This window comes from Niastella yeongjuensis (assembly GCF_900110245.1).
GTDB classification, from domain to species: domain Bacteria; phylum Bacteroidota; class Bacteroidia; order Chitinophagales; family Chitinophagaceae; genus Niastella; species Niastella yeongjuensis.
The window spans coordinates 646,667-670,419 of sequence record NZ_FOCZ01000005.1 but is presented as its reverse complement, the minus strand read 5'-3'; the positions used below and the strand labels follow the sequence as shown (position 1 = coordinate 670,419).

At 45.9% G+C, this 23,753-nt stretch carries 21 protein-coding genes; 17 read left to right on the top strand and 4 right to left on the bottom strand.

All coding sequences use genetic code 11. From position 1 onward, the window contains the following. The first annotated feature begins 239 nt into the window (after window positions 1-239). Entirely contained in the window at window positions 240-2,525 is a 2,286-nt protein-coding gene (locus tag BMX95_RS16815; RefSeq protein WP_081203588.1) for a Tex family protein, read from the top strand. A gap of 230 nt (window positions 2,526-2,755) precedes the next feature. Here BMX95_RS16815 and BMX95_RS34980 read toward each other — a convergent pair whose 3' ends face one another. Next, entirely contained in the window at window positions 2,756-3,310 is a 555-nt protein-coding gene (locus BMX95_RS34980; protein ID WP_081203587.1) for an anti-sigma factor, read from the bottom strand. 24 nt (window positions 3,311-3,334) lie between these two features. Beyond that, window positions 3,335-3,919 carry an RNA polymerase sigma factor gene (locus tag BMX95_RS16805; RefSeq protein ID WP_081203586.1) on the bottom strand — a complete coding sequence of 195 codons (585 nt, stop codon included), beginning with the start codon at window positions 3,917-3,919 and terminating at the stop codon, window positions 3,335-3,337. A 227-nt stretch (window positions 3,920-4,146) separates the two neighbouring features. Here BMX95_RS16805 and BMX95_RS34975 point away from each other — a divergent pair, with 227 nt between their 5' ends. After that, window positions 4,147-4,512: a DUF6249 domain-containing protein gene (locus BMX95_RS34975; protein ID WP_081203585.1), complete on the top strand. Its 366-nt coding sequence runs from the start codon at window positions 4,147-4,149 to the stop codon at window positions 4,510-4,512. Window positions 4,513-4,694: 182 nt separating this feature from the next. On the opposite strand, the gene BMX95_RS16795 is transcribed toward BMX95_RS34975, so the two are convergent. After that, window positions 4,695-6,281, bottom strand: a complete 1,587-nt coding sequence (locus BMX95_RS16795) for a S41 family peptidase (RefSeq protein WP_081203584.1) — start codon at window positions 6,279-6,281, stop codon at window positions 4,695-4,697. Window positions 6,282-6,800: 519 nt separating this feature from the next. Between BMX95_RS16795 and BMX95_RS16790 the strand changes: the two genes are divergently transcribed. From BMX95_RS16790 to BMX95_RS16725, 14 genes are all read left to right on the top strand, one after another. Further along, the gene (locus tag BMX95_RS16790; RefSeq protein ID WP_081203583.1) at window positions 6,801-7,649 is read left to right on the top strand and encodes an N-acetylglucosamine kinase; all 849 of its coding nucleotides are present in this window, start codon (window positions 6,801-6,803) and stop codon (window positions 7,647-7,649) included. 48 nt (window positions 7,650-7,697) lie between these two features. Beyond that, the gene (gene murQ / locus BMX95_RS16785) at window positions 7,698-8,516 is read left to right on the top strand and encodes an N-acetylmuramic acid 6-phosphate etherase (RefSeq protein WP_165759074.1); all 819 of its coding nucleotides are present in this window, start codon (window positions 7,698-7,700) and stop codon (window positions 8,514-8,516) included. Window positions 8,517-8,786: 270 nt separating this feature from the next. After that, entirely contained in the window at window positions 8,787-10,034 is a 1,248-nt protein-coding gene (locus BMX95_RS16780; RefSeq protein WP_081203581.1) for a T9SS type A sorting domain-containing protein, read from the top strand. A 124-nt stretch (window positions 10,035-10,158) separates the two neighbouring features. Beyond that, window positions 10,159-10,722, top strand: a complete 564-nt coding sequence (locus BMX95_RS16775; protein ID WP_081203580.1) for a hypothetical protein — start codon at window positions 10,159-10,161, stop codon at window positions 10,720-10,722. Between the two features lie 311 nt (window positions 10,723-11,033). Then, window positions 11,034-11,933 carry a prephenate dehydratase gene (locus BMX95_RS16770; RefSeq protein WP_081203579.1) on the top strand — a complete coding sequence of 300 codons (900 nt, stop codon included), beginning with the start codon at window positions 11,034-11,036 and terminating at the stop codon, window positions 11,931-11,933. Between the two features lie 19 nt (window positions 11,934-11,952). Beyond that, window positions 11,953-13,128, top strand: coding sequence for a pyridoxal phosphate-dependent aminotransferase (locus BMX95_RS16765; RefSeq protein WP_081203578.1), 1,176 nt, complete (start codon window positions 11,953-11,955; stop codon window positions 13,126-13,128). A 7-nt stretch (window positions 13,129-13,135) separates the two neighbouring features. Next, a complete protein-coding gene (locus BMX95_RS16760; RefSeq protein WP_081203577.1) occupies window positions 13,136-13,984 on the top strand; it encodes a prephenate dehydrogenase in 849 nt (282 codons plus the stop codon). Window positions 13,985-14,092: 108 nt separating this feature from the next. Continuing rightward, window positions 14,093-15,784 carry a DEAD/DEAH box helicase gene (locus tag BMX95_RS16755; protein ID WP_081203576.1) on the top strand — a complete coding sequence of 564 codons (1,692 nt, stop codon included), beginning with the start codon at window positions 14,093-14,095 and terminating at the stop codon, window positions 15,782-15,784. A 97-nt stretch (window positions 15,785-15,881) separates the two neighbouring features. Further along, window positions 15,882-16,970: a chorismate mutase gene (locus BMX95_RS16750; protein ID WP_081203575.1), complete on the top strand. Its 1,089-nt coding sequence runs from the start codon at window positions 15,882-15,884 to the stop codon at window positions 16,968-16,970. 14 nt (window positions 16,971-16,984) lie between these two features. Beyond that, on the top strand, window positions 16,985-17,413 hold the full coding sequence (gene tnpA / locus BMX95_RS16745; RefSeq protein ID WP_081203574.1) for an IS200/IS605 family transposase: 429 nt from the start codon (window positions 16,985-16,987) through the stop codon (window positions 17,411-17,413). A gap of 9 nt (window positions 17,414-17,422) precedes the next feature. Beyond that, window positions 17,423-18,442: a 3-dehydroquinate synthase gene (aroB, locus tag BMX95_RS16740; protein WP_081203573.1), complete on the top strand. Its 1,020-nt coding sequence runs from the start codon at window positions 17,423-17,425 to the stop codon at window positions 18,440-18,442. A gap of 51 nt (window positions 18,443-18,493) precedes the next feature. Continuing rightward, window positions 18,494-19,777 (top strand): 3-phosphoshikimate 1-carboxyvinyltransferase, encoded by a 1,284-nt coding sequence (gene aroA, locus BMX95_RS16735; protein ID WP_081203572.1) that lies wholly within the window; start codon window positions 18,494-18,496, stop codon window positions 19,775-19,777. Between the two features lie 135 nt (window positions 19,778-19,912). Then, the gene (locus tag BMX95_RS16730) at window positions 19,913-20,908 is read left to right on the top strand and encodes a chorismate synthase (protein ID WP_081203571.1); all 996 of its coding nucleotides are present in this window, start codon (window positions 19,913-19,915) and stop codon (window positions 20,906-20,908) included. After that, a complete protein-coding gene (locus BMX95_RS16725) occupies window positions 20,908-21,213 on the top strand; it encodes a thiamine-binding protein (protein ID WP_081203570.1) in 306 nt (101 codons plus the stop codon). Before BMX95_RS16730 ends, BMX95_RS16725 begins: the two co-directional genes overlap by 1 nt. 44 nt (window positions 21,214-21,257) lie before the next feature. Here the strand turns inward: BMX95_RS16725 and BMX95_RS16720 are convergent, their stop codons facing one another. Beyond that, entirely contained in the window at window positions 21,258-21,980 is a 723-nt protein-coding gene (locus BMX95_RS16720) for a M15 family metallopeptidase (RefSeq protein WP_081203569.1), read from the bottom strand. A 77-nt stretch (window positions 21,981-22,057) separates the two neighbouring features. Between BMX95_RS16720 and BMX95_RS16715 the strand changes: the two genes are divergently transcribed. Then, window positions 22,058-23,752: a L,D-transpeptidase family protein gene (locus BMX95_RS16715; protein WP_081203568.1), complete on the top strand. Its 1,695-nt coding sequence runs from the start codon at window positions 22,058-22,060 to the stop codon at window positions 23,750-23,752. The last annotated feature ends 1 nt before the right edge of the window (window position 23,753 follow it).

Below are 23,753 nucleotides of genomic sequence, written 5' to 3'. Positions count from 1 at the left end.
CATTCCGCCTTTTTTGGTGGCAGGGAGGTGCTAAAAAATAGGTTTTTTTTACTTACCTACAATGTTTTTATAAATCCTACATTTGAGCAGTCCTAATAAAAAATCTGGTACGTTTTTTAGGAAAAAATGTTGTTAGTAAAAACAAGTTTTTTCTTTGTTTTCATGCCTTACATTTGCGACCCCTTATTCTGAGCCAGGGTGAGCCGTAAGACATTAAAAAAACTGCAAATTCTCAATAGATGGAAGTAAAGTACATTCAGAAGATCGCTGAAAAATTATCATTCAGCATTAAGCAGATCACGAATATTCATGATTTGCAAAGCGAAGGCGCAACCATTCCTTTTATGGCCCGTTACCGTAAGGAAGCGACCAACAATATGGATGAGGTGGGTATTGGCCAGGTGGTTGAACAGATCGCTTATTTTTCTGAACTGGATAAACGCAAAGAAACGGTGGTAAAAACGATTGAAGGCCTGGGCAAATTAACCCCCGAGCTAAAAGATCGTATTGAAAACTGTTACGATTCAACCGAGCTGGAAGATATTTATCTTCCTTACAAACCCAAACGTAAAACAAGGGCTACCCAGGCTATTGAAAAAGGACTGGAACCATTGGCGAAACTGGTTTTTGAACAGGGTGTTGAAAATATGGATGAAGAAGCCGCCAAATTCATCAACGAGCAGGTGAAAGATATCAAGGAAGCCATGCAGGGCGCCCGCGATATCATTGCAGAGTGGGTGAGTGAAAACGAGCAGGCGCGTAATAAAGTTCGTCAGGAGTTTACGGAAACAGCCAAGCTGTCGTCGAAAGTACTGACCAGCAAAAAAGAGGAAGAGGAAGCACAGAAATACCGTGATTACTTCGAGTTCAACGAAAACCTGGCCGATAGTCCTTCTCACCGCATCCTGGCCATTCGCCGGGCCGAGAAAGAAGGCTACCTGGTTATGGACATCAATATAGACAAACAAACAGCTGTTGACGACCTCAACAGAACGTTTGTGAAAAGCAATAATCCATTTGCTACGGAAGTAAAGAAAGCGATCGACGATTCGTTCGACCGGTTGCTGAAACCTTCTATTGAAAATGAGTTCCGCCTGGCAAGTAAGAACAAAGCCGATGAAGAAGCCATTAACGTATTCGCCGAGAACCTGCGTCAATTGTTGCTGGCTTCGCCATTAGGTTCTAAAAAAGTACTGGCGCTGGACCCTGGTTTCCGTACCGGTTGCAAACTGGTTTGTCTGGATGCACAGGGTAACCTGGTATACAATACCGCCATCTACCCACACCCGCCACAGAACGACTGGCAGGGCAGCGTATCTGAATTAAAATTCCTGGTTGATAAATACGAAATAGACGCCATCGGTATTGGTAACGGTACCGCCGGCCGTGAAACCGAGCAACTGGTACGCAGCATCGATTTTGGCAAACCGGTTAGCGTGTTCCAGGTAAATGAAAGCGGTGCTTCTATTTACTCAGCCTCTGAAGTAGCCCGTGAAGAGTTCCCCGATCAGGATGTAACCGTAAGGGGCGCTGTGAGCATCGGCCGCCGTTTGCTGGATCCACTGAGTGAACTGGTAAAGATCGATCCCAAATCAATTGGTGTTGGTCAGTATCAGCACGATGTAAACCAAACCCGCCTGAAAGAAGCGCTGGACAGGGTAGTAGAGAGCGCGGTGAACTTTGTGGGTGTTGATGTGAACACGGCTTCCAAACACCTGCTGGTATATGTGTCTGGTTTAAGCAATACACTCGCTAAAAATATTGTTGAATACCGTGCGAAGAACGGGGCTTTCAAAACCCGTGAAGAATTGAAGAAGGTACCTATGATGGGACCCAAATCATTCGAGCAGTGCGCAGGGTTCTTACGGATCCCCGGTGCTGAAAATCCATTGGACAACTCTTCGGTTCACCCGGAAAGCTATCATGTGGTAGAAAGCATGGCCAAAGACTTACAGGCATCACTCGAAGACCTGATCAAAAAAGGCGAGCTGCGCAAGAAGATCAACAAGAAACAATACATTACGGAAAGCATTGGTGAATACACCATCGATGATATCTTAAAAGAATTGGAAAAACCTGGTCGTGACCCCCGGGCGCAGATCGAGGAGTTCCGCTTCGATGAAACCATTAAAGCCATTGAAGACGTAAAACCTGGTATGACGGTACCGGGCATCGTTACCAACATCACCAACTTTGGGGTGTTTGTTGACATTGGCGTTAAACAGGATGGGCTGGTGCATATCTCTCAACTGAGCAACACCTTTGTGTCTGACCCCAATGAAGTAGTGAAACTGAACCAGAAAGTAATGGTTACCGTTTCTGAAGTGGATGTACCCCGCAAACGTATTTCCCTCACCATGAAAGATCAGCAGAAAGGTGGTGGCGGCGGTGAAAGACGCAGTGGCGGTGGTGGTGATCGCAAACCTGCTGCCGGCGGTGCTGGTAAAGGACAGCCGAAGAAACAGGAGCCGTTGAATCCGTTCCAGGCGAAGCTGGCGGAGTTGAAGAAGAAGTTTAATGATTAGTTGACAGGTTGACGAGTTGACACGTTAACAAGTTAATACAATATAAAAGCCCATTCTGGAATCCAGGATGGGCTTTTTAGTTGAAAGTTTTAAGTTGAAAGTTCCGGGTTATTTGGTTATTATGTTATTGGGTTCTTAGTTCAGGGATGCCACGTCGCGGCACCCTGCCGTTTGCCGATCCTCCATTGCCCATTGCCCATTGCCTATTGCCTTTCCCTACTGCCCACTGCCTACTGCCCACTGCCTTCTGCCTTTTCTCTCTGCCCTCTGCCCTCTGCCTTCTGCCTTCTCAAATACATATCCAGAGCCACCAACCCAAGTACCACATTCACCATCATAAAAATAGTAGTATAGGTGCTGTTAAAGAGGCTGCTGGTATCTACTTTGTCGAGGTTGATCTTATTGAGGTTGACAAGTGAATTATCGGTATTGCTTGCGCCCGTCCAGTGGATCTGAGCAAAGGCGGCTACCAGGAAGGCGATAATGGTACAGATAAAAAAGCCGAATATTCCCCAGATGATGCGTTTATTGATATAGGTTTTGGCGGCAGGAGCAATATGATGTTTGCTGATGGACTCCATAATATTCTGTGTGAACCGCATGGAGGGTTCGTCCAGTTCCAGGCGATGGCTTAGCAGGTCCTGCAGCTCCAGTAGTTCCTGGTATTTGGCTCTCCATACCGCATTGGAAGCAATGAGTTGTTCAATAAACAAGCGCTCCTCAGCGCTGCCAGCACCATCGAGATACTCCCACAAACGTTCCTCTATATTTTCCGGCTTGTTCATTTTTATACTGTTTAAAGTTACTGATTAACCAACCATGTCTTTTACTTCCTCTGTAAAATGCTTTTCCATTTTTTCTTTCAACCGTACCCGGGCCCGGTGCAGTTTTACCTTGGCGGTATTGGGATCAACGCCGAGTATGCGGCCAATTTCTTCCAGGCTTTGTTCGGCCTGGTAAAATAAGGTAATGATGCGGGCATCATCGATGCTCAATAATCGCAATGCTTCGTTGATTACCTGTATTTTCGATTTTTGTTCAACCTGGTTCGCCCGGAAAGCTGAATTCTGGTTATCGGCCAGTTCAAACACCTGCTCGGTATCCAGCGAATGAACGGGTACTTTCTTCTTGCGTAAAAAAGTGATGCAGGTAGTGGTAACAATGGTATACAACCAGGTACTGAATTTTGACTCACCCCTGAAATCGGCCAGGCTGCGGTATGCTTTTACAAATACGTCCTGGGCTATTTCTTCCGCATCTTCCCGGTTGGTGGTATAACGCAGCACAATGGTAAAAACGTAATTCTGGTATCGTTTTACCAATTGGGCATACAGTGCCTGTTCGCCTTGCAGCACTTTGTTTATGATCTCATTATCAACCGGTCCGGTTTGCATTAGTATGAATATGACGATGTAAGTAATGATCAGGTTACACCTATATAGACACTCCCTGTGCCGGAAATCAGTCCCTTTGATTATCAGTATTTTATTTAGATGGAATATTGCCTTGTGTTCGGTTTCGATACTTGCTGTGTTCATTTATGAAAAAAAATCAGCCGGGTCTGTAACCAGCCGTCAGCGGCCGTAGTCATAGTTGTAAAGCACTTTAAAAAACAAAAACTATGGATAAAGGAGTATTGGCTATAATCTGGTTAATGGTATCCTCTTTAGGATTACTTATTCTGGTCTTCGGTATTAGGTATTTAATAAGCCGCGAAAACCTGGCGATGTTGGAAAAGGGTATGAACCCGAAGGAAAAAATAAACCGGCCGGCACCCTATACCAATTTGAAATGGGGATTGCTGTTGTTTGGTGCCGGCGCCGGACTGGCATTATCATATATCGTTACAAATATGCTGCATGATTATGAGAACCCGGCTTTGTGGTTTGCCTTTATTGCCATGGGTGGCGGCGGTGGGTTGATCTATTCTTATCGTATTGAGAAGAAGGAGTTGTTGGATGGAAGGGCAGTAGGCAGTGGGCAGTAGGGAAGGCAGAAGGCAGAAGGCAGAGGGCAGAGGGCAAAAGCTGCGCGGAATAATGCAATAACCCAATAACCCGGACCCAGAACTTTGAACTTAAAACTTTAAACTAAAAGCCCACCCCGGTATCCGAAGTGGGCTTTTATTATGTATTAACCTGTTAACTCGTCAACTTGTTAACCTGTCAACTAATTCTTCATTTCCGCCATCGCTTTCGTAATAGCCGCATCATCCGCATTGCTCACCTCATAATACCCTTCTGTGCGCCAGATTTGCCGGGCCAGCCAGGTTTTGATGCGTTTTTCTACTTCTACTTTATCACGTTCGGGAACGTTTGGTACGTTCACTGAATTTTTAGCGGCATAAGCTACCAGGCTGTTCCAGGCGGTGCGGGTGTCGGTATACCGACGGGCATAATCGGCCGGGGTTTTGAACTGATCGAAATAGGCTTTATTCTGCTGATAATAGATATAAATGAATTTGCTGAACAGTTGATTGTCGAACAGCACAAATACATTGCTGCTGAAGGTAGCTGTATCGAAGGGGATAAATACATCGGGGGTAATACCGCCGCCGCCATATACCACTCTTCCTTTTTTTGTTTTAAAGGCCGGGCCGTTGTGTTTGGTAACGGTATCGCCATTCACCAGTTCTCCGTTCTCGAAACGTTCAGCGAGTTCATCATTGTAAGCTTCGCGTCCTTTGTTATAAGGCTTTTGAATATTGCGGCCAATGGGTGTATAATAACGGGCAACGGTTAACCGCAATGCAGAGCCGTCACTGAGGTCATATTGTTCCTGTACCAGGCCTTTACCAAATGTACGGCGGCCGATGATGGTGGCACGGTCCCAGTCTTGCAGGGCGCCCGCTACTACTTCACTGGCAGAGGCAGAGCCTTCATCAACCAGCAGCACCAGTTTGCCTTTTTCAAACAACCCCGGGCGTTTACAATGGTATTCCATCTTCTCCGATTTGTTGCCCTGGGTGTAAACGATCAGGCGTTCGTCGTCGAGGAATTCGTCAACGATATCGGTGGCTTCGGTTAAAATACCACCACCGTTGCCCCGCAGGTCGAAGATGAGTTTTTTCATGCCCTTTGCTTCCAGGGTTTCCATGGCTTTCATGAATTCTTCGTACGTGGTGCCGGAAAATTTATTCAGGTGTATGTAGCCGGTAGTGGTGTCGATCATATAAGAAGCATCTACCGAGTACAGGGGTATAGTGCCGCGGGTAATGGCCGTTGTTACGGGTTTACCATTGCGTAAAACGGTAACCTGTACCTTGCTGCCGCCTGCACCCCGTAAAAAGTTCTTTATTTTATCGCCGGTGATCGATTTGCCGGTAACCACTGAGTCGCCTACTTTCAGGAATTTATCGCCTACCTGTAAACCGGCCTTGTCGCTGGGGCCGTCGGAAAGTACATTGGTAACATGAACGGTATCGTCGATGATGAAGAATTCAACCCCTATGCCTTCAAAGTTACCTTGAAGGTCTTCGTTTATTTCTTCCACGTTAGAGGCGGGGATAAAAACGGAATGGGGGTCAAGGTGGGCCAGCATGGCCTGTATGGCATCTTCGGTAAGGGTGTCGGTATTTACTTTGTCAACATATTTCAGGTTAACGAGGTCCATCACTTCCTGTAATACCGAACGTTTGCCACTGTTAAATATGCCGCGCGAACCGGGTACATTCTGCCTTAAAGCAGAACCTATGAACATGCCCACGATCAATACCACAGAAAATAACAGAGGCATCCATACTTGAAGTCTTTTCATCTGAGATTGTATAGTTTGTTTTAATAAGGCCGGGCAAAAATAAATCGCCTTTTTAAATTTGAAAGTAAATCACAACCAATAATACATCATATGGTAAAGCAACATTCCCCAAAGCCGGTTGTAATTAAATCGCGCACAAATATGTGTTAGCTGCTAAATAATTACCGGCTGTTTCCGGTCCCAGTTTCGCACCCGGGCTGTGAGTGAATTTGCCGGAGCAGCAAAGAAACAGCACCGCAAGGGATAGAAATCTGAAAATTTTGGGCGAAGTTCATAATTAATTTGCAAGAAACGCTTTTTTGTTTTGAATGGTTACAGACCGCATAAAAGCGGCACTTCAAACAAATAAAGGGTGGGGCAGGGTCCTGAAAACAGGGCCGGGTTGCGTTTTTATGCAAGGTATATGAGGCGTTTACGATATGGTTGTTTCAGCTATGCGTCTTACCTTCGCATGATGGCTATATGTGTAAACAAGCGTGTAGCAAGGGTTTGGAATTATTCGACTAAACGGTTATAAATATGGCAATACTGCTGGCAGATAGTGGGGCCACCAAATGTGAATGGTTTTTGGCAGAATCAAAAGAAAGCACCAAAACGGTTTTTACCCAGGGTATTAGTCCGTATTTTTTTAATGAAGAAAAAACGGTGGCTTTATTGCAGCAGGAATTGCTGCCTCATTTGCCGAAATCGGCCATTGTTGAGGAAATACATTATTATGGTACCGGCATGCGGAACCCGGTTAATGTAGAAATGGTGAGGAAATCGCTGGCTACGGTGTTTGAAAAGGCCGGAACAATTGAGGTGAGCGATGATATGCTGGCGGCGGCCAGGGCCCTGAATGGCCGTAAGGAAGGAATGGCCTGTAACCTGGGCACGGGTTCTTTTGCCGTTTATTACGACGGTAACAGCATTACCAAACAGGCCCCGGGTATTGGCTATATTCTGGGCGACGAAGCCAGTGGGGCCTACCTGGGAAAAAAAGTACTGCAGTATTATTTATACAATACATTCGATGAAGAACTGCGTTACAAGTTTGAAACAAGATATAACACCACACCCGTTGAGATCTTAGAAAACGTATACCGGAAACCCCTGGCAAACAGGTACATGGCTACTTTTTGCCTGTTTTTATCGGAGAACCGGGGGCATTATATGATAGAAAATATCATTGAAGACGGGTTGAACGACTTCTTTTTTACCCATCTGTGCAAGCTCTCTGAAAGCTGGAAACACCCAATCAACTTTGTAGGCGGCGTGGCTTTTGCGTTTAGTGATATTATCGATGAATTATGCCATTCCTATGAATTTGAGCAGGGAAAGATCCTGAAAGGCGCTATGGAAGGATTGATCCAATACCATGTACAATAATGAAAAAACCTTATGCCTAACCCGAATAAAACATTGAACAACAGAAATATGTCAGCTGAATTTACCAGGATTACAGAGCAGTCGAGCGATTACCGGCATCTGGAGCAAATGAGTATTAATGAGTTGCTTACCAGTATGAATAACGAGGATAAAAAAGTGCCGGTAGCTGTAGAGAAAGCCATCCCTCAAATAGAGAAACTGGTGACTGCTATTTCAGATAAAATGCTGGCCGGCGGCCGCCTTTTTTATATAGGTGCCGGAACCAGTGGCCGCCTGGGCATACTGGATGCCAGCGAAATTCCCCCCACTTATGGATTGCCGCAGGGACTGGTGATCGGCATCATTGCCGGTGGCGATGTAGCCATTCAACGCCCCGTTGAACAGGCGGAAGACAGCTGGGAACAGGGCTGGGCCGATTTAATGAAACACGCCATCGATGAAAAAGATGTAGTGATAGGTATTGCCGCCAGCGGCACCACACCTTATGTAATAGGCGCCCTTACCGAAGCCCGTAAAAAAGGCATTATTACCGGATGTATAACCTGCAATGCCGGCTCGCCGCTGGCCGATGCAGCCGAACTGCCCGTTGAGGTGGTGGTGGGACCTGAATTCGTTACCGGCAGCACCCGCATGAAAAGCGGTACCGCCCAAAAGCTGGTATTGAATATGATCTCTACCGCCGTTATGATCCAGATTGGCCGGGTAGAGGATAACAAAATGGTGAACATGCAGTTGACCAACAGCAAGCTGGTTGACCGGGGCACCAAAATGGTCATGGAAAAAACAGGCATCAGCAATTACGATAAAGCCCGCGATCTGTTGCTGAAATATGGCAGTGTGAAGAAGGCAGTGGATTCGTTAGGGTGATGAAAAGGCAGAGGGCAGAAGGCAGAGAGAAAAAAGCCATTAGCTGTAAGCAATGAGCCACTGCACGTTCTTAAAACTTTAAACTTTAAACTTAGAACTATACAGCCCATCCCGGTTACCGGAATGGGCTTTTATATTGTATTCCTTTTTAACATGTTAACTTACCTCGCCCGCCGTAGCCCTGGCGTAGGCGGGTCGACTTATTAACTCCCCCTTGCCACCTCCGTAAAAAGCTGTAACTTTTAGAAACATATCATTAAACTTATACTTATGAGGTACAGATTTTTACACACTTCTTTAGCTGCCTGTATGCTTATAGTAACCATACAGGTATCTGCACAACAAAGACAAACAACAGCTTTTGCAATAACAAGCTCAGAGAAAGGGAACTTCAACTGGACCGATGTAAAACAGATCGACTTAACAACGGGCACTGTTACCCGGTCTATCTTCGATGCCAAACAAACGAATTTCACGGTATACAATGCCCGAACAGGGAAAGAGATAAAACCCGTTACGCAAAATGGCGTAACTGTTACTACCAATGCAAGCATGCCGGTGGCTTCACTAGCTGCCGCCTGCGCATACGATCAACGGCATAACCGCCTGTACTATGCGCCCCTGTTCATGAACCAGCTCAGGTATATTGACCTGGACGAAAAAACGCCCAAGTTCTATTACTTCGATAACGAACCCTTTATGCAGGTTACAGATGCCGGCAATGAAGCCAATCATGTTACCCGCATGGTTATAGGAGCCGATGGCGATGGCTATGCGTTAAGCAATGATGCCAATCACCTCATCAGGTTCACCACCGGTAAAAAGCCCGTGATCACCGACCTGGGTGCTTTGCTGGATGATGCATCAAATGGCGATAAATCGGTTCATGCAAAATTAGTGGCATGGGGTGGCGATATGATTGCCGACGCAGCCGGTAACCTGTATATGATCTCTGCTTACCGTAACGTGTATAAAGTGAATATTCAAAGCAGGGTAGCCGTATGGCTCGCTGAAATAAAGGGCATGCCTGCCAGCTTTACCACCAATGGGGCTGTGGTTGATAATGAAGGCAACCTGATCGTAAGCAGCGCCAATACCGCTGAAGGATATTACAAAGTAGATATGAAATCCTGGAGCGCCACCCGCATCAACATAGAGGGAACGGTATTCAATGCCAGTGACCTGGCCAATGGTAACCTGGCGTTTCCCAATGATAAGGAAACTGTGCCATTGATAAACCGGCCAATTGTTCGCAACGATAAAATAGGGTTGTACCCTAACCCGATTTCGACCAACCTGGTATATGTAAGTTTTAAAAATAACGAATCGGGCCGCTACACTATTCAGCTGCTTGACCTGAATGGTAAAGTGATCACTGAAAAAATTGCGGTAGTCAATGCCGGGGGAAAGGTTGTGCCGGTGGCCGTGGAAAGCAATCTGGCCAAAGGGCCCTATATGATAAAAGTGTTAAGTAATAGTAAAAAACCTGTATTTGCCGACAAGCTGATCATTCAATAGAACAATAAAAAATATTTGGAAACCGCATTGCGAAGGCTGTAAATTGCTACAGCCTTCTTTCATTTTTAGCATGCCCTATGGCATAGTTTTTAGTGAGCAGGGAAGAAGAAGTCAATATTGGATTATGCACGAAATAGAACCATTTTACAATTGGCGTCACATTTATACCAGTGAGCAGGATGAGCGGTCACCGTTCTTCGGAAAGGTGTATTCTGAATTTACCTATACCCAGGCTATTTATAATTACCTGATACATCCGCAGTGGGACGATTTCGGTTCCCGCACCTTGTACCTGAAAGTACTACTGGCCGACTATGAAGAGAAGTATGCGATCATAGAACTTATTGGGGAGTGGAACGATGCCATCGAGAACGACATTATGGAATTGAAGCGGGAGGTGATCGATGTATTCTTTTATGAAGGCATTACCAAGTTCATCTTCATAGCCGAGAATGTACTGAACTTTCACAGCGGTGATAAGGATTACTACCAGGAATGGTTTGAAGAGGTTACGGATGAGGATGGCTGGATAGTGGTGCTGAACATGCCCGAGCAAACGCAGTACGATTTCAAGCGGGCCAAGCTTAACCGCTACATCGAATTGATGGATCTGCCCAACTGGCGAACCTATAAACCCTTCCACCTGTTTAAGAAAATTGATGAGCAAATGCGGAAAAGATTGGAATAGTCTAGTTGAAAACCGGGTTTTTAAATCGCTGAAAGTCTCACCGGGTAAAGGTTTTAGGTACAAAAGTGGAGGTTGGGCGCAGTAGAATTAATTGAAAAAAATTTGTACATAAGTAATTTGTTATTATTTTTGACCTAATGAATATCACAAAGGCATACCGTTTCTTTTACTTTTATTTTAGCTTCTATTTTAGAAATAGGCCGGGAATGCTTTTGTTGACAACAAAATAAGAATAAAGAAAAAGTTCAACATAAAGAGTCCCGGCAAAAAGCCGGGACTTTTTTTATGTCTTTTTACAAACCACCGCAATTATGGTCGACCGAAAACAACAACAGGAGAGCACCGACGCAACGCCAGGAAGTAATGGCTTGCAGGGTACAGGCATCAAGGTTTCTATCCAGGGATATGAAGGCAGTTTTCACCAGGTAGCAGCCCGCCAGTTCTTTGGGAAAAATGTAGAAGTGATACCCTGCGCCACCTTTCGCGATGTAGTAAAAATTGCCAGTAACAAAAAGGAAAGCAATGGTGGCCTGATGGCAATCGAAAATTCCATCGCTGGCAGTATTCTTCCCAACTACAACCTGTTGCAAAAGAGTTCCCTGCAGATCATCGGCGAAATATACCTCCCCATAAAACAACAACTGTTAGTTAACCCCGGGGTGCAGTTGGAGGATATACGAGAAGTGCACTCCCACCACATGGCCATTCAGCAGTGCCTCGAATTCCTCGACAAATACAACTGGAAGCTGGTAGAAACGGAGGACACTGCACTAAGCGCTAAACATGTTCAGCAACACCGCAGTAAACACATAGCCGCCATTGCCAGCAAACTCGCCGCCGACCTCTTCAACCTCGATGTAATCGCTCCCAACATTCATACTTTAAAAAATAACTATACCCGGTTTTTGGTTCTTGTGCCGCAGGATGTTGCAGAACCGGTAGCCGAAGCCAATAAAGCTTCCGTGAATTTTCATACCGATCACTCACGTGGCAGCCTGGCCCGGGTACTTAGCCGCATTGCCGATGCCGGCATCAATTTAAGCAAGCTGCAAAGCTCACCCATACCCGGTACCGATTTTCAATACAGCTTTTATGCCGATATGGAATTCGATACCCTCGACCAGTTCAATACTGTTATCGATGACATAAGACCGGTGACCCAGGAGTTGAGGATATACGGCGTGTATAAAAACGGTAAAACAAACAATTAATCCATCTCACACCAACGACATGCAAACATCAAAACGATTAGAAGGTATTGGCGAATATTATTTTTCGCAAAAGCTGCGGGAGATAGATGAGTTGAACAAACAGGGCAAGAATGTTATCAACCTCGGTATTGGCAGTCCGGATCTGCCGCCGCATGCCGATGTGATAAAGACCCTGCAGGAAGAAAGCGCCAAACCCAATGTGCATGCTTATCAAAGTTATAAAGGATCGCCGGTGTTGCGCAAAGCCATCAGCGACTGGTATAAACAATGGTATAAGGTAGAGTTGAACCCCGATACCGAGATCCTGCCCCTGCTGGGAAGCAAGGAAGGCATCATGCACATTTGCATGACCTATTTGAATGCAGGCGATAAAGTACTGGTGCCCAACCCGGGTTACCCTACTTATAGAAGCGCCGTGAAATTGGCAGGTGGTGAATGTGTTGATTATGATTTAACCGAAGCCAATAACTGGGAACCCGATTTCGAGGCATTGGATAAGTTAGTGGCCGCAGGTGGTGTATATAAACTGATGTGGATCAACTATCCCCAAATGCCTACAGGACAGCTGCCTTCGGCCAGCCTATTCGAAAAGATAGTGGCCTTTGGAAAGAAGCACAATATTCTTATTTGTCATGATAACCCTTATAGTTTCATCCTCAATGATAACCCCACCAGTTTGTTGAATGTTCCGGGGGCGAAAGAGGTGGCTATAGAACTGAACTCATTGAGTAAATCGCACAATATGGCCGGCTGGCGGGTAGGGGCCTTGCTGGGCGCCAAAGAACGCATTGACGAGGTGCTGCGTTTTAAAAGCAATATGGACAGTGGTATGTTCCTGCCGGCGCAATTAGCGGCTGCCAAAGCATTACAATTGCCCAAAAGCTGGTACGATGAAGTGAACGCTACCTACAGAAAGCGTCGCGAAAAAGTATTTGACCTGCTCGATCTGTTGCAATGCGTGTATGATAAAAACCAGGCCGGCATGTTTGTTTGGGCAAAGATCCCGGCTGCTTATAAAACCGGTTACGAACTGAGCGATGAAGTATTGTACAATACCGGTGTATTCATAACACCCGGTGGCATTTTTGGTAAAGCAGGGGATGGCTACATACGGGTAAGCCTGTGCAGTACAGAAGAAAGATTTGCAGAAAGCATTCAAAGGATAAAAGCATTTAAACCAGCATTAAAAAGTTAATTCAACCATGTTCAATACCGTTACCATAGTTGGGGTAGGCTTAATCAGCGGTTCCTTTAGCCTGGCTTTAAAAGAGCGGGCACTGGCAAAAAAAGTGATTGGTGTAAGCCGTACCGAAGCAAGCGCCCAAAAAGCCATAGAGCTGGGTTTAATAGACGAAGTATTGCCTTTGGAAGAAGCCGTAAAACAGGCTGACCTCATTTACGTTGCCATACCGGTTGATGCTACCATTCCTGTAATGCAACAGATAATGGACCTGATCACCGATAAACAGATAGTGGCCGATGCAGGCAGTACCAAACATGCGTTGTGCGCAGCAGTGGCCGATCACCCCATGCGCCACCGGTTTGTAGCTACCCACCCCATGTGGGGAACGGAATACAGCGGTCCTGAAGCTGCCGTGCGGAACGCCTTTGCCGGCCGCAGCTGTGTGATCTGTGAAAAAGAAAAAAGTGATGCCGCTGCAGTTGCAATCATTGAAACAATTTATCGTCAATTAGGTATGCACCTGGTGTACATGGATGCCGACAGCCACGATATGCATACGGCGTACATCAGCCATATTTCCCATATCACTTCCTTTGCCCTGGCCAATACGGTTTTGGAAAAGGAAAAAGAAGAAGATACCATTTTTGACCTGGCCGGTGGTGGTTTTGAAAGTACCGTACGGCTGGCAAAAAGTAACCCGGCGATGTGGGTGCCTATTTTCAAACAGAACCGCGAGCATGTACTGGATGTACTGAACGAACACATCAGCCAGCTGCGCAAGTTCAAGGCCTGCCTGGAAAAGGAAAATTATGCCTACCTGCTGGAGCTGATAGAACAGGCAAATAAGATAAAAAGGATCTTGAAATAAGTTGAAAATATTCAATGAAAAGCCCCATGGGCGGACATTTGCTCTTTGAACAGGATTAATTAGGTCGACGGCCATAATAACAGTACCTTTGCGCCAAATTTTCTGACTATGATTACATTTGATGCATTGGGTTTGGATGAACGGCTGATACAGGCTACCAATGCTTTAGGATATGTTAACCCCACCCCGATTCAGGAACAGGCGATTCCTGTTTTACTGAGCGGAACAAAAGACCTGGTGGGTTTGGCACAAACGGGTACAGGTAAAACGGCTGCATTTGGGCTACCCCTGTTGCATTTGGTAAATGAGCAGTTGAAACATCCCCAGGCATTAGTGGTTTGTCCTACAAGGGAATTGTGCATGCAGATCGTGAACGAAGTTGAAGGGTTTAAAAAATTTATACCCGGTATGTTTGTGGCGGCGGTATACGGCGGCGCCCCAATAGGCCAGCAAATCCGCGAGCTGAGAAGAGGTGTACAGATCGTTGTAGCCACACCAGGCCGGTTGATCGACTTAATTGAACGCAAGGCTATTGACCTGGAGCAGATCCAGTACGTGATTCTGGATGAAGCCGATGAAATGCTGAACATGGGCTTCCAGGACGATATTGAATTCATTTTGAAGAACACCCCCAAACGGGAAGCCACGTGGTTGTTCAGCGCTACCATGCCACCGGAAATTCGCCGGGTAAGCAAACGGTACATGAAGGATCCAATTGAGGTAACCGTGGGAAAAGTGAATTCTGCCAATAAAAACATCGACCACCAGTACTACATTACCAGTGCACAACACCGGTATGAAGCCCTGAAACGGTTGATCGATTTTAACCCTGGCATTTACGGCATCATTTTTACACGTACAAAAGCCGATGCCCAGGATATTGCCGAAAAATTAACCCGCGAGGGATACGATATCGATGCGTTGCATGGTGATTTAACGCAGCAGCAACGGGATAAGGTAATGGGCGATTTTCGCGAGAAAACCTTACAGCTCTTAATAGCAACGGATGTAGCCGCACGCGGTATCGACGTACAGGGTATCACCCACGTTATCAATTACGAGTTACCCGATGATGTGGAAGTATACACCCATAGAAGCGGCAGAACCGGCCGTGCCGGCAAAACCGGGGTGTGTATGTCTATAGTACACGTACGCGAGCTGGGAAAAATGCGTCAGATACAAACCATTGTACAGGCGCCTTTCCACAAGCTGGAGATTCCAACCGGCAAAGATGTTTGCCGCAAACAGTTCTATCACTTTATGGATAAACTGTTGCAGTTGGAGGTTAACCACGGCGATTATGAAGCGTATGTGCCCATGCTCGAAGAGAAATTCGCCGACATGAGCAAGGAAGAGATCCTGAAACGCGTAGCCGCGCTGGAATTCGACCGCTTTTTGAAATATTACGAGAATGCCGAAGACCTGAACGTACGGGAACAACGCAGGGGTGAACGCACCAATGGCGAACGCCTGACAGTGAGAAGAGATGGTAGTGGTGGCGGTGAGAGAAGAGGCGCCTTCACCGATACCAGAGGCCGTAAGTTCAACAGCGGTGGCGACTATACCAAGCTGTTTGTGAACCTGGGTACAAAAGATGGTTTTTATAAAGCCAGCTTCCTGCAGTTCATTTTAGATATGAGCGAACTGCAAAAAGAAGTACTCGGCCGTATAGATATGAAGGAAATGAATAGCTGGATCGAAATCGACAAAAGTGTAGCGAGTAGAATGATCCGGGCTATTGACGGAAAGAATTACAAAGGCAGAAGAATTCGAATGAACGAAGCTGACAGCCGACGCTAAGTAAGCCTGTTAACAAGTTGATAAGTTAACAGGTTAACGAACCGGCAGCAGCCCTGTCAAACAAGTAAACTTTTTAACTTATCAACTTAAATACAATATGCAACAAACATCGACAACCATGAAAGAAACCGTGCAACAGGTATGGAAAAAGCGCCCGATCATTATCAGTGGACCCTGCAGTGCCGAAACAGAAGAGCAGGTGCTGGAAACCGCTACCCGCCTGGCAAAGACAGGGAAAGTAGATATGCTGCGTGCCGGTATCTGGAAACCACGTACCCGTCCTGGTAGCTTTGAAGGTATTGGAACCAAAGGTTTACCCTGGATGCAACAGGCAAAAAAGATCACCGGTTTACCCGTAACAGTAGAAGTAGCTACTGCAAAACAGGTAGAAGATGCACTGACCTTTGATGTAGATGTACTTTGGATTGGCGCCCGTACTACGGTGAACCCTTTCAGCGTACAGGAAGTAGCAGACGCTTTACGTGGTGTTGATGTACCCGTGTTGATCAAAAACCCTATCAATCCTGATCTGGAATTGTGGACTGGCGCTGTTGAGCGTGTAGCCAAAGCAGGTATTAAACAAATAGGTTTGATCCACCGCGGATTCAGTTCTTATGGTAATACCGAATACCGGAATGCGCCCATGTGGCACCTGGCTATCGAAATGAAACGCCGCAATCCGGAGTTATTAATGATCAACGATCCTTCACATATTAGTGGTCGCCGCGATATTCTGCTCGATGTAGCTCAAAAAGCCATTGACCTGGATATGGACGGTTTGATCATCGAAAGCCATATCGATCCAGACAAAGCATGGAGCGATGCCAAGCAACAGATCACCCCTGAAAAACTGGGCGAAATGATCGGTGCCATCACATGGCGTAGAGAAGATGTAAACTCCGACGAATATCACGCCGCATTAGAGAAATTGCGTCAGCAGATCAATCACCTCGATGATGAACTGATGCAGATCCTGGGTCAGCGGATGAAAGTAGCAGAAAAAATAGGTGAGTACAAAAAGAACAACAACATCACCATTCTGCAAACCAACCGTTGGAACGAGATCCTGGAAAGAGCATTCCAGAAAGGTGAAAAACTGAACCTCAGCAAAGAGTTCATCACCAAATATTTTGATGCTGTACACATGGAGAGCATTAACCACCAGAATAAGATCATGAACAGCTAGTAAAGACTGTAAATATGAATAGCCAAACCAGCAAAGTGTATTTGTTCATTCATGTAATCACTTGTGTAAAGAACAAAGAGCCTTTGTTGACCAAGCCTGTTCGTACTGTTTTATTTGCCCATATAAAAAAGCATGCAACAGAAAATGGGATCAATGTGCTGTCGGTGAATGGCACAGACGACCATATGCATATAGTGGTGCAAATGATGCCAACACAGAACCTGGCGCAGATCATGAAAAGCATTCGTACCGATTCATCCGCCTGGATCAATGATGGCAATTTCATCAAGAGCCATTTTGAGTGGGAGGAAGGGTTCGCTGCTTTGAGTGTAAGCCCCAGTGGTATAAAACAGGTGTTGGACTATCTTGAAAAACAGGAAGAACATCATAAAACGAAGACGCTGGAAAGTGAGCTGGAAGTGTTTCAGAAAATTCAGATTTGATTAGCTTGTATGCAAACAAAAACTTACCGGTTTTCATCAGCCACCGTAAACTATTATTTCGATGCCGACTTTTCCAAACTGGAAAAAATGGTTGGCCGGGAACACGCGGTACTGATCACTGATGAACACGTTTTTCAGGCCCATAAAAAAAAGCTGAAGGGTTGGAATTGCATTACCCTGAAGCCGGGTGAAGAATACAAAGTGCAGGCCACGGTAGATTCTATCATTGAACAACTGATAGAATTCAAAGCCGATCGCAGCACCTGGCTCATAGGTATTGGCGGTGGCGTTGTTACCGACATTACCGGTTATGTGGCCGCCGTGTACATGCGCGGCATAAAATGTGGCTTTGTACCTACTACCATCCTGGCTATGGTTGATGCCTCTATCGGTGGCAAAAACGGCATCGATGTAGGTATTTATAAAAACCTGGTAGGCACCATTCGTCAGCCGCAGTTTTTATTGTACGACTACAGCTTTTTAAAATCACTGCCCAAACAGGAATGGGTGAATGGTTTTGCCGAGATCATAAAACATGGTTGTATAAAAGACCTGTCTTTATTCAAAGAGCTCGAAAAGAACAAACTCACCCATTACCAGAAAAATAAACCGGCACTGGCCAAACTCATTCGCCGCAATGCAGAGATAAAATCAACCGTAGTGCAGGCTGATGAGTTTGAAAAAGGCGAACGGCGCCTGCTGAACTTTGGCCATACCCTGGGACATGCTATTGAAAATATGTATGAGCTCAGTCACGGCCAGGCCATCAGCATCGGCATGACAGCCGCCTGCCAGATCTCTGAACAGCTGGTGAAATTTAAAGACAGTGAGCGCGTGATAAACGTGCTTGACCAATATGGATTGCCCACGCTCGCCAACTTCGATAAACCCAAAGCATTTGAGGTGTTGAAGATGGATAAAAAGCGCGAGCAAAAAGATATGAATTATGTGTTGCTGGAAAAGATAGGTAGGGGCGTTGTACAGTCAATACCTATGACGAAGTTAGAGACAATTATTAATGAACTTTAGTCAGTTGACCGGTTAACTGATCAACTGGTTAACTGGTCAACTTTTAATTTTATGGTAGTAACCATCCAACCATCAGAAATAAAAGGTTCCATTCAGGCGCCCGCCTCCAAAAGCTCTATGCAACGGGGATGTGCCGCGTCTTTACTCTTCAACGGAACCACCATCATTCGCAATCCCGGTCATTCAAACGACGATAAAGCAGCCCTGGGTGTTATCCAGGACATGGGCGCCATAGTAAAGAAACTCGACGATGGTTCTTTACAGATTACCGGCGGTGGTGTTAGTGCTGATTGTGATGCCGTGAATTGCGGCGAGAGCGGTTTGGGTATTCGGATGTTCACCCCCATCATCGCTTTAAGCGATAAGCGCATTACCATTAATGGGGAAGGCAGCCTGGTTACCCGCCCCATGGATTTCTTTGACGAAGTATTGCCGCAACTGGGAGTGGAGATCATTTCAAAAGAAGGTAAACTGCCCCTGCAGGTGAAAGGTCCGCTGCAACCAAAAAATATTACGATCGATGGTTCACTGAGCTCGCAGTTTTTGACTGGCTTACTGTTCGGTTATGCTGCGTCCAATGCAAAAGATGTAACCATTACGGTGAACAATCTCAAAAGCAAACCCTACATCGATCTTACCTTAACGGTAATGAAACAGTTTGGCTGGGAAGTGGAGAACCGGAATTATGAACAATTCCATTTTACCGGAACTGCCAAACCAGCTGCTTCGACCATTACCTATACGGTAGAAGGCGACTGGAGTGGTGCTGCCTTTTTACTGGTTACCGGCGCCATTGCGGGTGACATAGTTGTAAAAGGATTGGACGTTCAATCAACCCAGGCTGATCGTGCAGTGTTGCAAGCCTTACAGGCAAGCGGCGCCAGGATCTCTATTCAGTCTGAACAGATAGAGATAGGACCTGCCGCATTAAAAGCATTTCAATTTGATGCAACTGAATGTCCTGACCTGTTTCCGCCACTGGTAGCGCTGGCTGCTTATTGCAAGGGCACTACTGTTATAGAAGGCGTTAAACGGCTTACCCATAAAGAAAGCAACCGGGCGCTTACACTGCAGGAAGAGTTTGGCAAAATGGGCGTAGAAATAGAACTGCAGGATGACCTGATGCTGATAAAAGGCGGCAATGGATTAAAAGGTGCGGCCGTGCATTCACACCACGACCACCGTATTGCGATGGCCTGCGCGGTAGCAGCCCTGAAAGCAAACGGCGAAACCGTGATCAGCGAAGCTCAGGCGATCAATAAATCGTATCCGGATTTTTATGAGCATATTCAGGCATTAGGTGCTGTTGTGAAGAAACCGGTTTCGTCTAAGTAACAAGGCGTTGCAGGTTGCAAGTTACAGGGGAATACAATCTATCAGCCATGAAACCTGTAACCTGAAACAGAAAGTAAAATCACAGTTTGAGGTTGTATCGCAAAGCATATTAATTAAAGTAGATATTGTACTATAATGAACAGTTTCGGACGCATATTCAAAGTGGCCATATTTGGTGAATCGCATGGTGAAAGTGTGGGCGTGAATATTGATGGTTGCCCGGCAGGGTTGCCATTGACTGTGGAGGATTTCCTGGTAGACATCGAGCGTCGTAAAGGAGGCACCCAAAAAGGGACCACGCCGCGTAAAGAAGACGATCTGCCTATTTTTAAAAGCGGATTGTTCAATAACAAAACAACCGGTGCTCCCATCACGATCATCTTTGAGAACAAGAATACGCGTTCGGGCGATTATGAGAAGTTGCGCGACTTCCCGCGCCCCAGTCATGCCGATTTTGTAGCCCACGACAAGTTTGGCGGGTATGAGGATTATCGCGGCGGCGGTCATTTCAGCGGCCGGTTAACCGTATGTCTGGTAGCAGTAGGCGTAATTGCCAAAAAACTGCTGCAGTATCAGAACATCGCCGTTGCCGCCAACATTCTGGAGATCGGTGGTGAAAAGGACCTGGAAAAAGGATTACAAAAAGCCATCGATGCCAAAGATTCCATTGGTGGTATTGTAGAATGCCGGGCCAATGTACCTAAAGGACTGGGCGAACCATTTTTTGATTCAGCCGAATCATTGATCAGTCATGCCGTATTTGCGATCCCTGCAGTGCGGGGTATTGAATTCGGGACTGGTTTTGCCGCAGCCAGGATGTTTGGCCTGGAACACAATGATGCCATCATTGATACAAATGGTACAACCCGCACCAATCATGCTGGTGGTATAGTGGGTGGTATTAGCAATGGCAATGAACTGGTATTCCGTATTGCCATAAAGCCAACTGCTTCTACGCCTAAAGAGCAGGAAACGCTGAACTGGAATACGGGCGAAGTAGATACCTTCTCTGTAAAAGGCCGTCACGACCTGTGTATTGCCTTGCGTGTTCCGGTAGTACTGGAAGCAGTAACTGCCATGGTATTGACCGATCTGATGTTATTGGAACAACGCATTAAAAGAGTAGTCTGATGCATACCCACATAATCAATGCTTCTATACAGATAGTACCCATTGTACTGGATAAACATCCTTACCTGTGGGTTGATGACGCTATTGCCATCATACAGCAATCAGGCATCAAACATGAAGTAACACCTTTTGCAACCGTATTGGAAGGCACTTACGAAGAAGTGATGCGGGTGATCCATCAGGTGAATGAATTCTTATACGAGAAGGGTTGTTCTGAGTGGATTGCTAATTTGCAGATCCAGATCCGTAGCGAAGGAGATATTACGGGAAATGAGAAAACGGAGAAATTTACCACGCGCAACTGATCATGCCGATTCCCGGCATCCCGACAAAGTCGGGAACTCACCACTCACTTAACGAGTTCTTCAAAAGGGATGTCAAGCACCTCATATCCCCGATCATTGCTCCAATAGAAATGCCACCACTCTGTATCCAGTTTATTAAACCCATGTTTCTCCATTACTTCCTTTAATAGTTTCCGGTGATCCAGCACAGCGGCTGGTAAGGCCGTAAAATTGTGATGGGCCGTATCGCTGAAATTATCAAAGCCGGTTCCCATATCCAGCTCCCGACGGCTTTTTAAATCAATGATCGTACAATCAACCGCCAGTCCGCGATTATGTCCTGACCCTTTTACCGGGTTGGCCACATACCGTTCATCCAGAATCAGCTCCCAGAATTTTACCGTAACGCTATAGGGCCGGTAGGCATCAAAGATCTTAAGGCCATACCCACGGGAATTCAATTCCTTTTGCACAGTGGCCAGGGCCCGGGCGGCAGGTAACCGTAAAAAGGTGAAACGGGTGGCCGGAACGTATAGTTGTAAGTGGGTAAAATTATTGGTTGTCGCATATCGCAGATCGTATACCAAACCCGGGATCAACTTTAGCAATTCCACCATCTTTTTGGCAGAATCATTGCGTACAGTTAGTTGATAGTCAGCTGGTTTATTAATAAGCGACACACCGTATTTACTAACAGTTGTTGTTTGCGCCAGGCAGGTTGTGGCGTGGAAAAAAAACGAAACCACCATTAGGTAAATACCGAGCTTAAACACTATTTTGTATAACATTGCGACCGGTTTAAAGGCAATTGGTTAAGAAGTGAAAAGATACTAAACTTTATACCGGATAACCAGGATCAATAAAAATGAAAAAAGGTATTATTTCAGGCCTGCATGGGTGTTTGTTAATTGTAGCGCTTATAGTTGCTGCCTGCCACGGTGGAAGAACAGCTAAACCCCCGGCGCCTAAAGCCAAAGACATTGTAGAACAGCCAAAGGAATTGAATGTCAGCATTGAGCGGAACATTCAAACCTCCCTTGAATTTATTTTGGCCAGCAATGGTGTGCTGAACGATTCCATGCACCTGACAAAAGATTCCCTCGTAAACGATATTTATCAAAAAAGAAGTTACGGACCTGTATGGAGCAGCCAGGATAAATGGCTGCCGCTGAGCGACTCACTGGTTGATTTTATCGGCCATGCCACTGAATATGGTTTATTTCCTGCAGACTATCATTACAGCGTTTTAAAGAACATTCGCACCCAAACCGCACTGGATACCCAGGCGCAGAAAGATGCGGCCTTATGGTCGCGGGGTGAACTGTTGCTCACCGATGCATTTTTCAGAATAATGGCCGATCTGCACAAAGGCCGCCTGCCTTTCGACAGTGTAACCCTGCGCAAAGACACGCTGACCCTGACCGGCTATCTCAATTTGTTCGATACGCTTTGCCAATATAAGAACGTAGCCGGTTTAATGCATTCCCTGGAGCCCAAACATGAGGGCTATGATTCATTGAAATACGGGTTGAAGAACTTCCTGCAATCAATGGATACCCTGAGGAAATATACGTACATCCCTTACCCGGCCCAGACTTCGGGGGATTACATCAACAACCTGAAGCAAAGGCTGTTTGAAGAGGGGCTGCTCAATTCGCCTTATGATTACCTGGATACCACTTCCATGAAACTGGTGATCGGTAAATTCCAGCGTGACAAGGGGTTGCCGGAAACGGGGAAGCTGAATTCCAATACCGTAAATGCCCTGAACAACACCAGCTGGGAAAAATTTAAAAGAATAGCCATCACGCTCGACCGGTATAAGTTATTACCAGATTCAATGCCAGCTACTTATATCTGGGTGAACATTCCAGCCTACAGCATGAAGATCGTAGATTCGAATGTGGTGGTGATGGAATCGAACGTTATAGTTGGGCAGCCAAGAACAAGAACGCCATTGCTGACCTCGAATGTGGTGAATTTTATTACGTACCCGCAATGGACGGTCCCTTACAGCATCATTTTCAAGGAAATGTTACCAAGGATCAAGGCCAACCCATCGGGATATCTGAATAAACAGAACCTGATGGTGGTCGACAACAATGATAATGTGCTGAACCCCGATAGCCTGAATTGGGGAAAGTATAACAAAAATTACTTCCCCTTCCTGATAAAACAGCGGCAGGGCGATGATAACTCATTGGGTGTGTTGAAGTTCAACTTTGCCAATAAATACGCCGTTTATTTGCACGACACCAATGCCCGCTGGTTATTCTCAAAGGAGAACCGCGCTTTGAGTCATGGTTGTGTAAGAATTAAGGATTTTATGAAATTGGCCGATTTTTTGGTGAGAAATGACACCTTGCGGTTTCCGCCCGACACCCTGCGGAGCTGGATAAACAGGAAAGAAAAGCATTATGTGGCCGGTTTTTCCAGAGTACCCATTTTTATCAGGTATTTTACCTGTGAGGAAAAGAACGGAGGTATTCGCTTTTATAACGATGTGTACGGGGAAGACAGGACCTTATGCCAACGGTATTTTGACAGTAAGACCCTTTAAA

Excerpts from the sequence above, each read along its gene's own strand:
- BMX95_RS16780 (WP_081203581.1), top strand. The coding sequence starts at position 8,787 with ATGAGGTACAGATTTTTACACACTTCTTTAGCTGCCTGTATGCTTATA.
- BMX95_RS16715 (WP_081203568.1), top strand. The coding sequence starts at position 22,058 with ATGAAAAAAGGTATTATTTCAGGCCTGCATGGGTGTTTGTTAATTGTA.
- BMX95_RS16805 (WP_081203586.1), bottom strand. The coding sequence starts at position 3,919 with ATGCAAACCGGACCGGTTGATAATGAGATCATAAACAAAGTGCTGCAA.
- BMX95_RS16790 (WP_081203583.1), top strand. The coding sequence starts at position 6,801 with ATGGCAATACTGCTGGCAGATAGTGGGGCCACCAAATGTGAATGGTTT.
- BMX95_RS16765 (WP_081203578.1), top strand. The coding sequence starts at position 11,953 with ATGCAAACATCAAAACGATTAGAAGGTATTGGCGAATATTATTTTTCG.
- BMX95_RS34980 (WP_081203587.1), bottom strand. The coding sequence starts at position 3,310 with ATGAACAAGCCGGAAAATATAGAGGAACGTTTGTGGGAGTATCTCGAT.
- tnpA (WP_081203574.1), top strand. The coding sequence starts at position 16,985 with ATGAATAGCCAAACCAGCAAAGTGTATTTGTTCATTCATGTAATCACT.
- aroB (WP_081203573.1), top strand. The coding sequence starts at position 17,423 with ATGCAAACAAAAACTTACCGGTTTTCATCAGCCACCGTAAACTATTAT.
- murQ (WP_165759074.1), top strand. The coding sequence starts at position 7,698 with ATGTCAGCTGAATTTACCAGGATTACAGAGCAGTCGAGCGATTACCGG.
- BMX95_RS16775 (WP_081203580.1), top strand. The coding sequence starts at position 10,159 with ATGCACGAAATAGAACCATTTTACAATTGGCGTCACATTTATACCAGT.
- BMX95_RS16795 (WP_081203584.1), bottom strand. The coding sequence starts at position 6,281 with ATGAAAAGACTTCAAGTATGGATGCCTCTGTTATTTTCTGTGGTATTG.
- BMX95_RS16720 (WP_081203569.1), bottom strand. The coding sequence starts at position 21,980 with ATGTTATACAAAATAGTGTTTAAGCTCGGTATTTACCTAATGGTGGTT.
- BMX95_RS16755 (WP_081203576.1), top strand. The coding sequence starts at position 14,093 with ATGATTACATTTGATGCATTGGGTTTGGATGAACGGCTGATACAGGCT.
- BMX95_RS16725 (WP_081203570.1), top strand. The coding sequence starts at position 20,908 with ATGCATACCCACATAATCAATGCTTCTATACAGATAGTACCCATTGTA.
- BMX95_RS16760 (WP_081203577.1), top strand. The coding sequence starts at position 13,136 with ATGTTCAATACCGTTACCATAGTTGGGGTAGGCTTAATCAGCGGTTCC.
- aroA (WP_081203572.1), top strand. The coding sequence starts at position 18,494 with ATGGTAGTAACCATCCAACCATCAGAAATAAAAGGTTCCATTCAGGCG.
- BMX95_RS34975 (WP_081203585.1), top strand. The coding sequence starts at position 4,147 with ATGGATAAAGGAGTATTGGCTATAATCTGGTTAATGGTATCCTCTTTA.
- BMX95_RS16730 (WP_081203571.1), top strand. The coding sequence starts at position 19,913 with ATGAACAGTTTCGGACGCATATTCAAAGTGGCCATATTTGGTGAATCG.
- BMX95_RS16770 (WP_081203579.1), top strand. The coding sequence starts at position 11,034 with ATGGTCGACCGAAAACAACAACAGGAGAGCACCGACGCAACGCCAGGA.
- BMX95_RS16750 (WP_081203575.1), top strand. The coding sequence starts at position 15,882 with ATGCAACAAACATCGACAACCATGAAAGAAACCGTGCAACAGGTATGG.
- BMX95_RS16815 (WP_081203588.1), top strand. The coding sequence starts at position 240 with ATGGAAGTAAAGTACATTCAGAAGATCGCTGAAAAATTATCATTCAGC.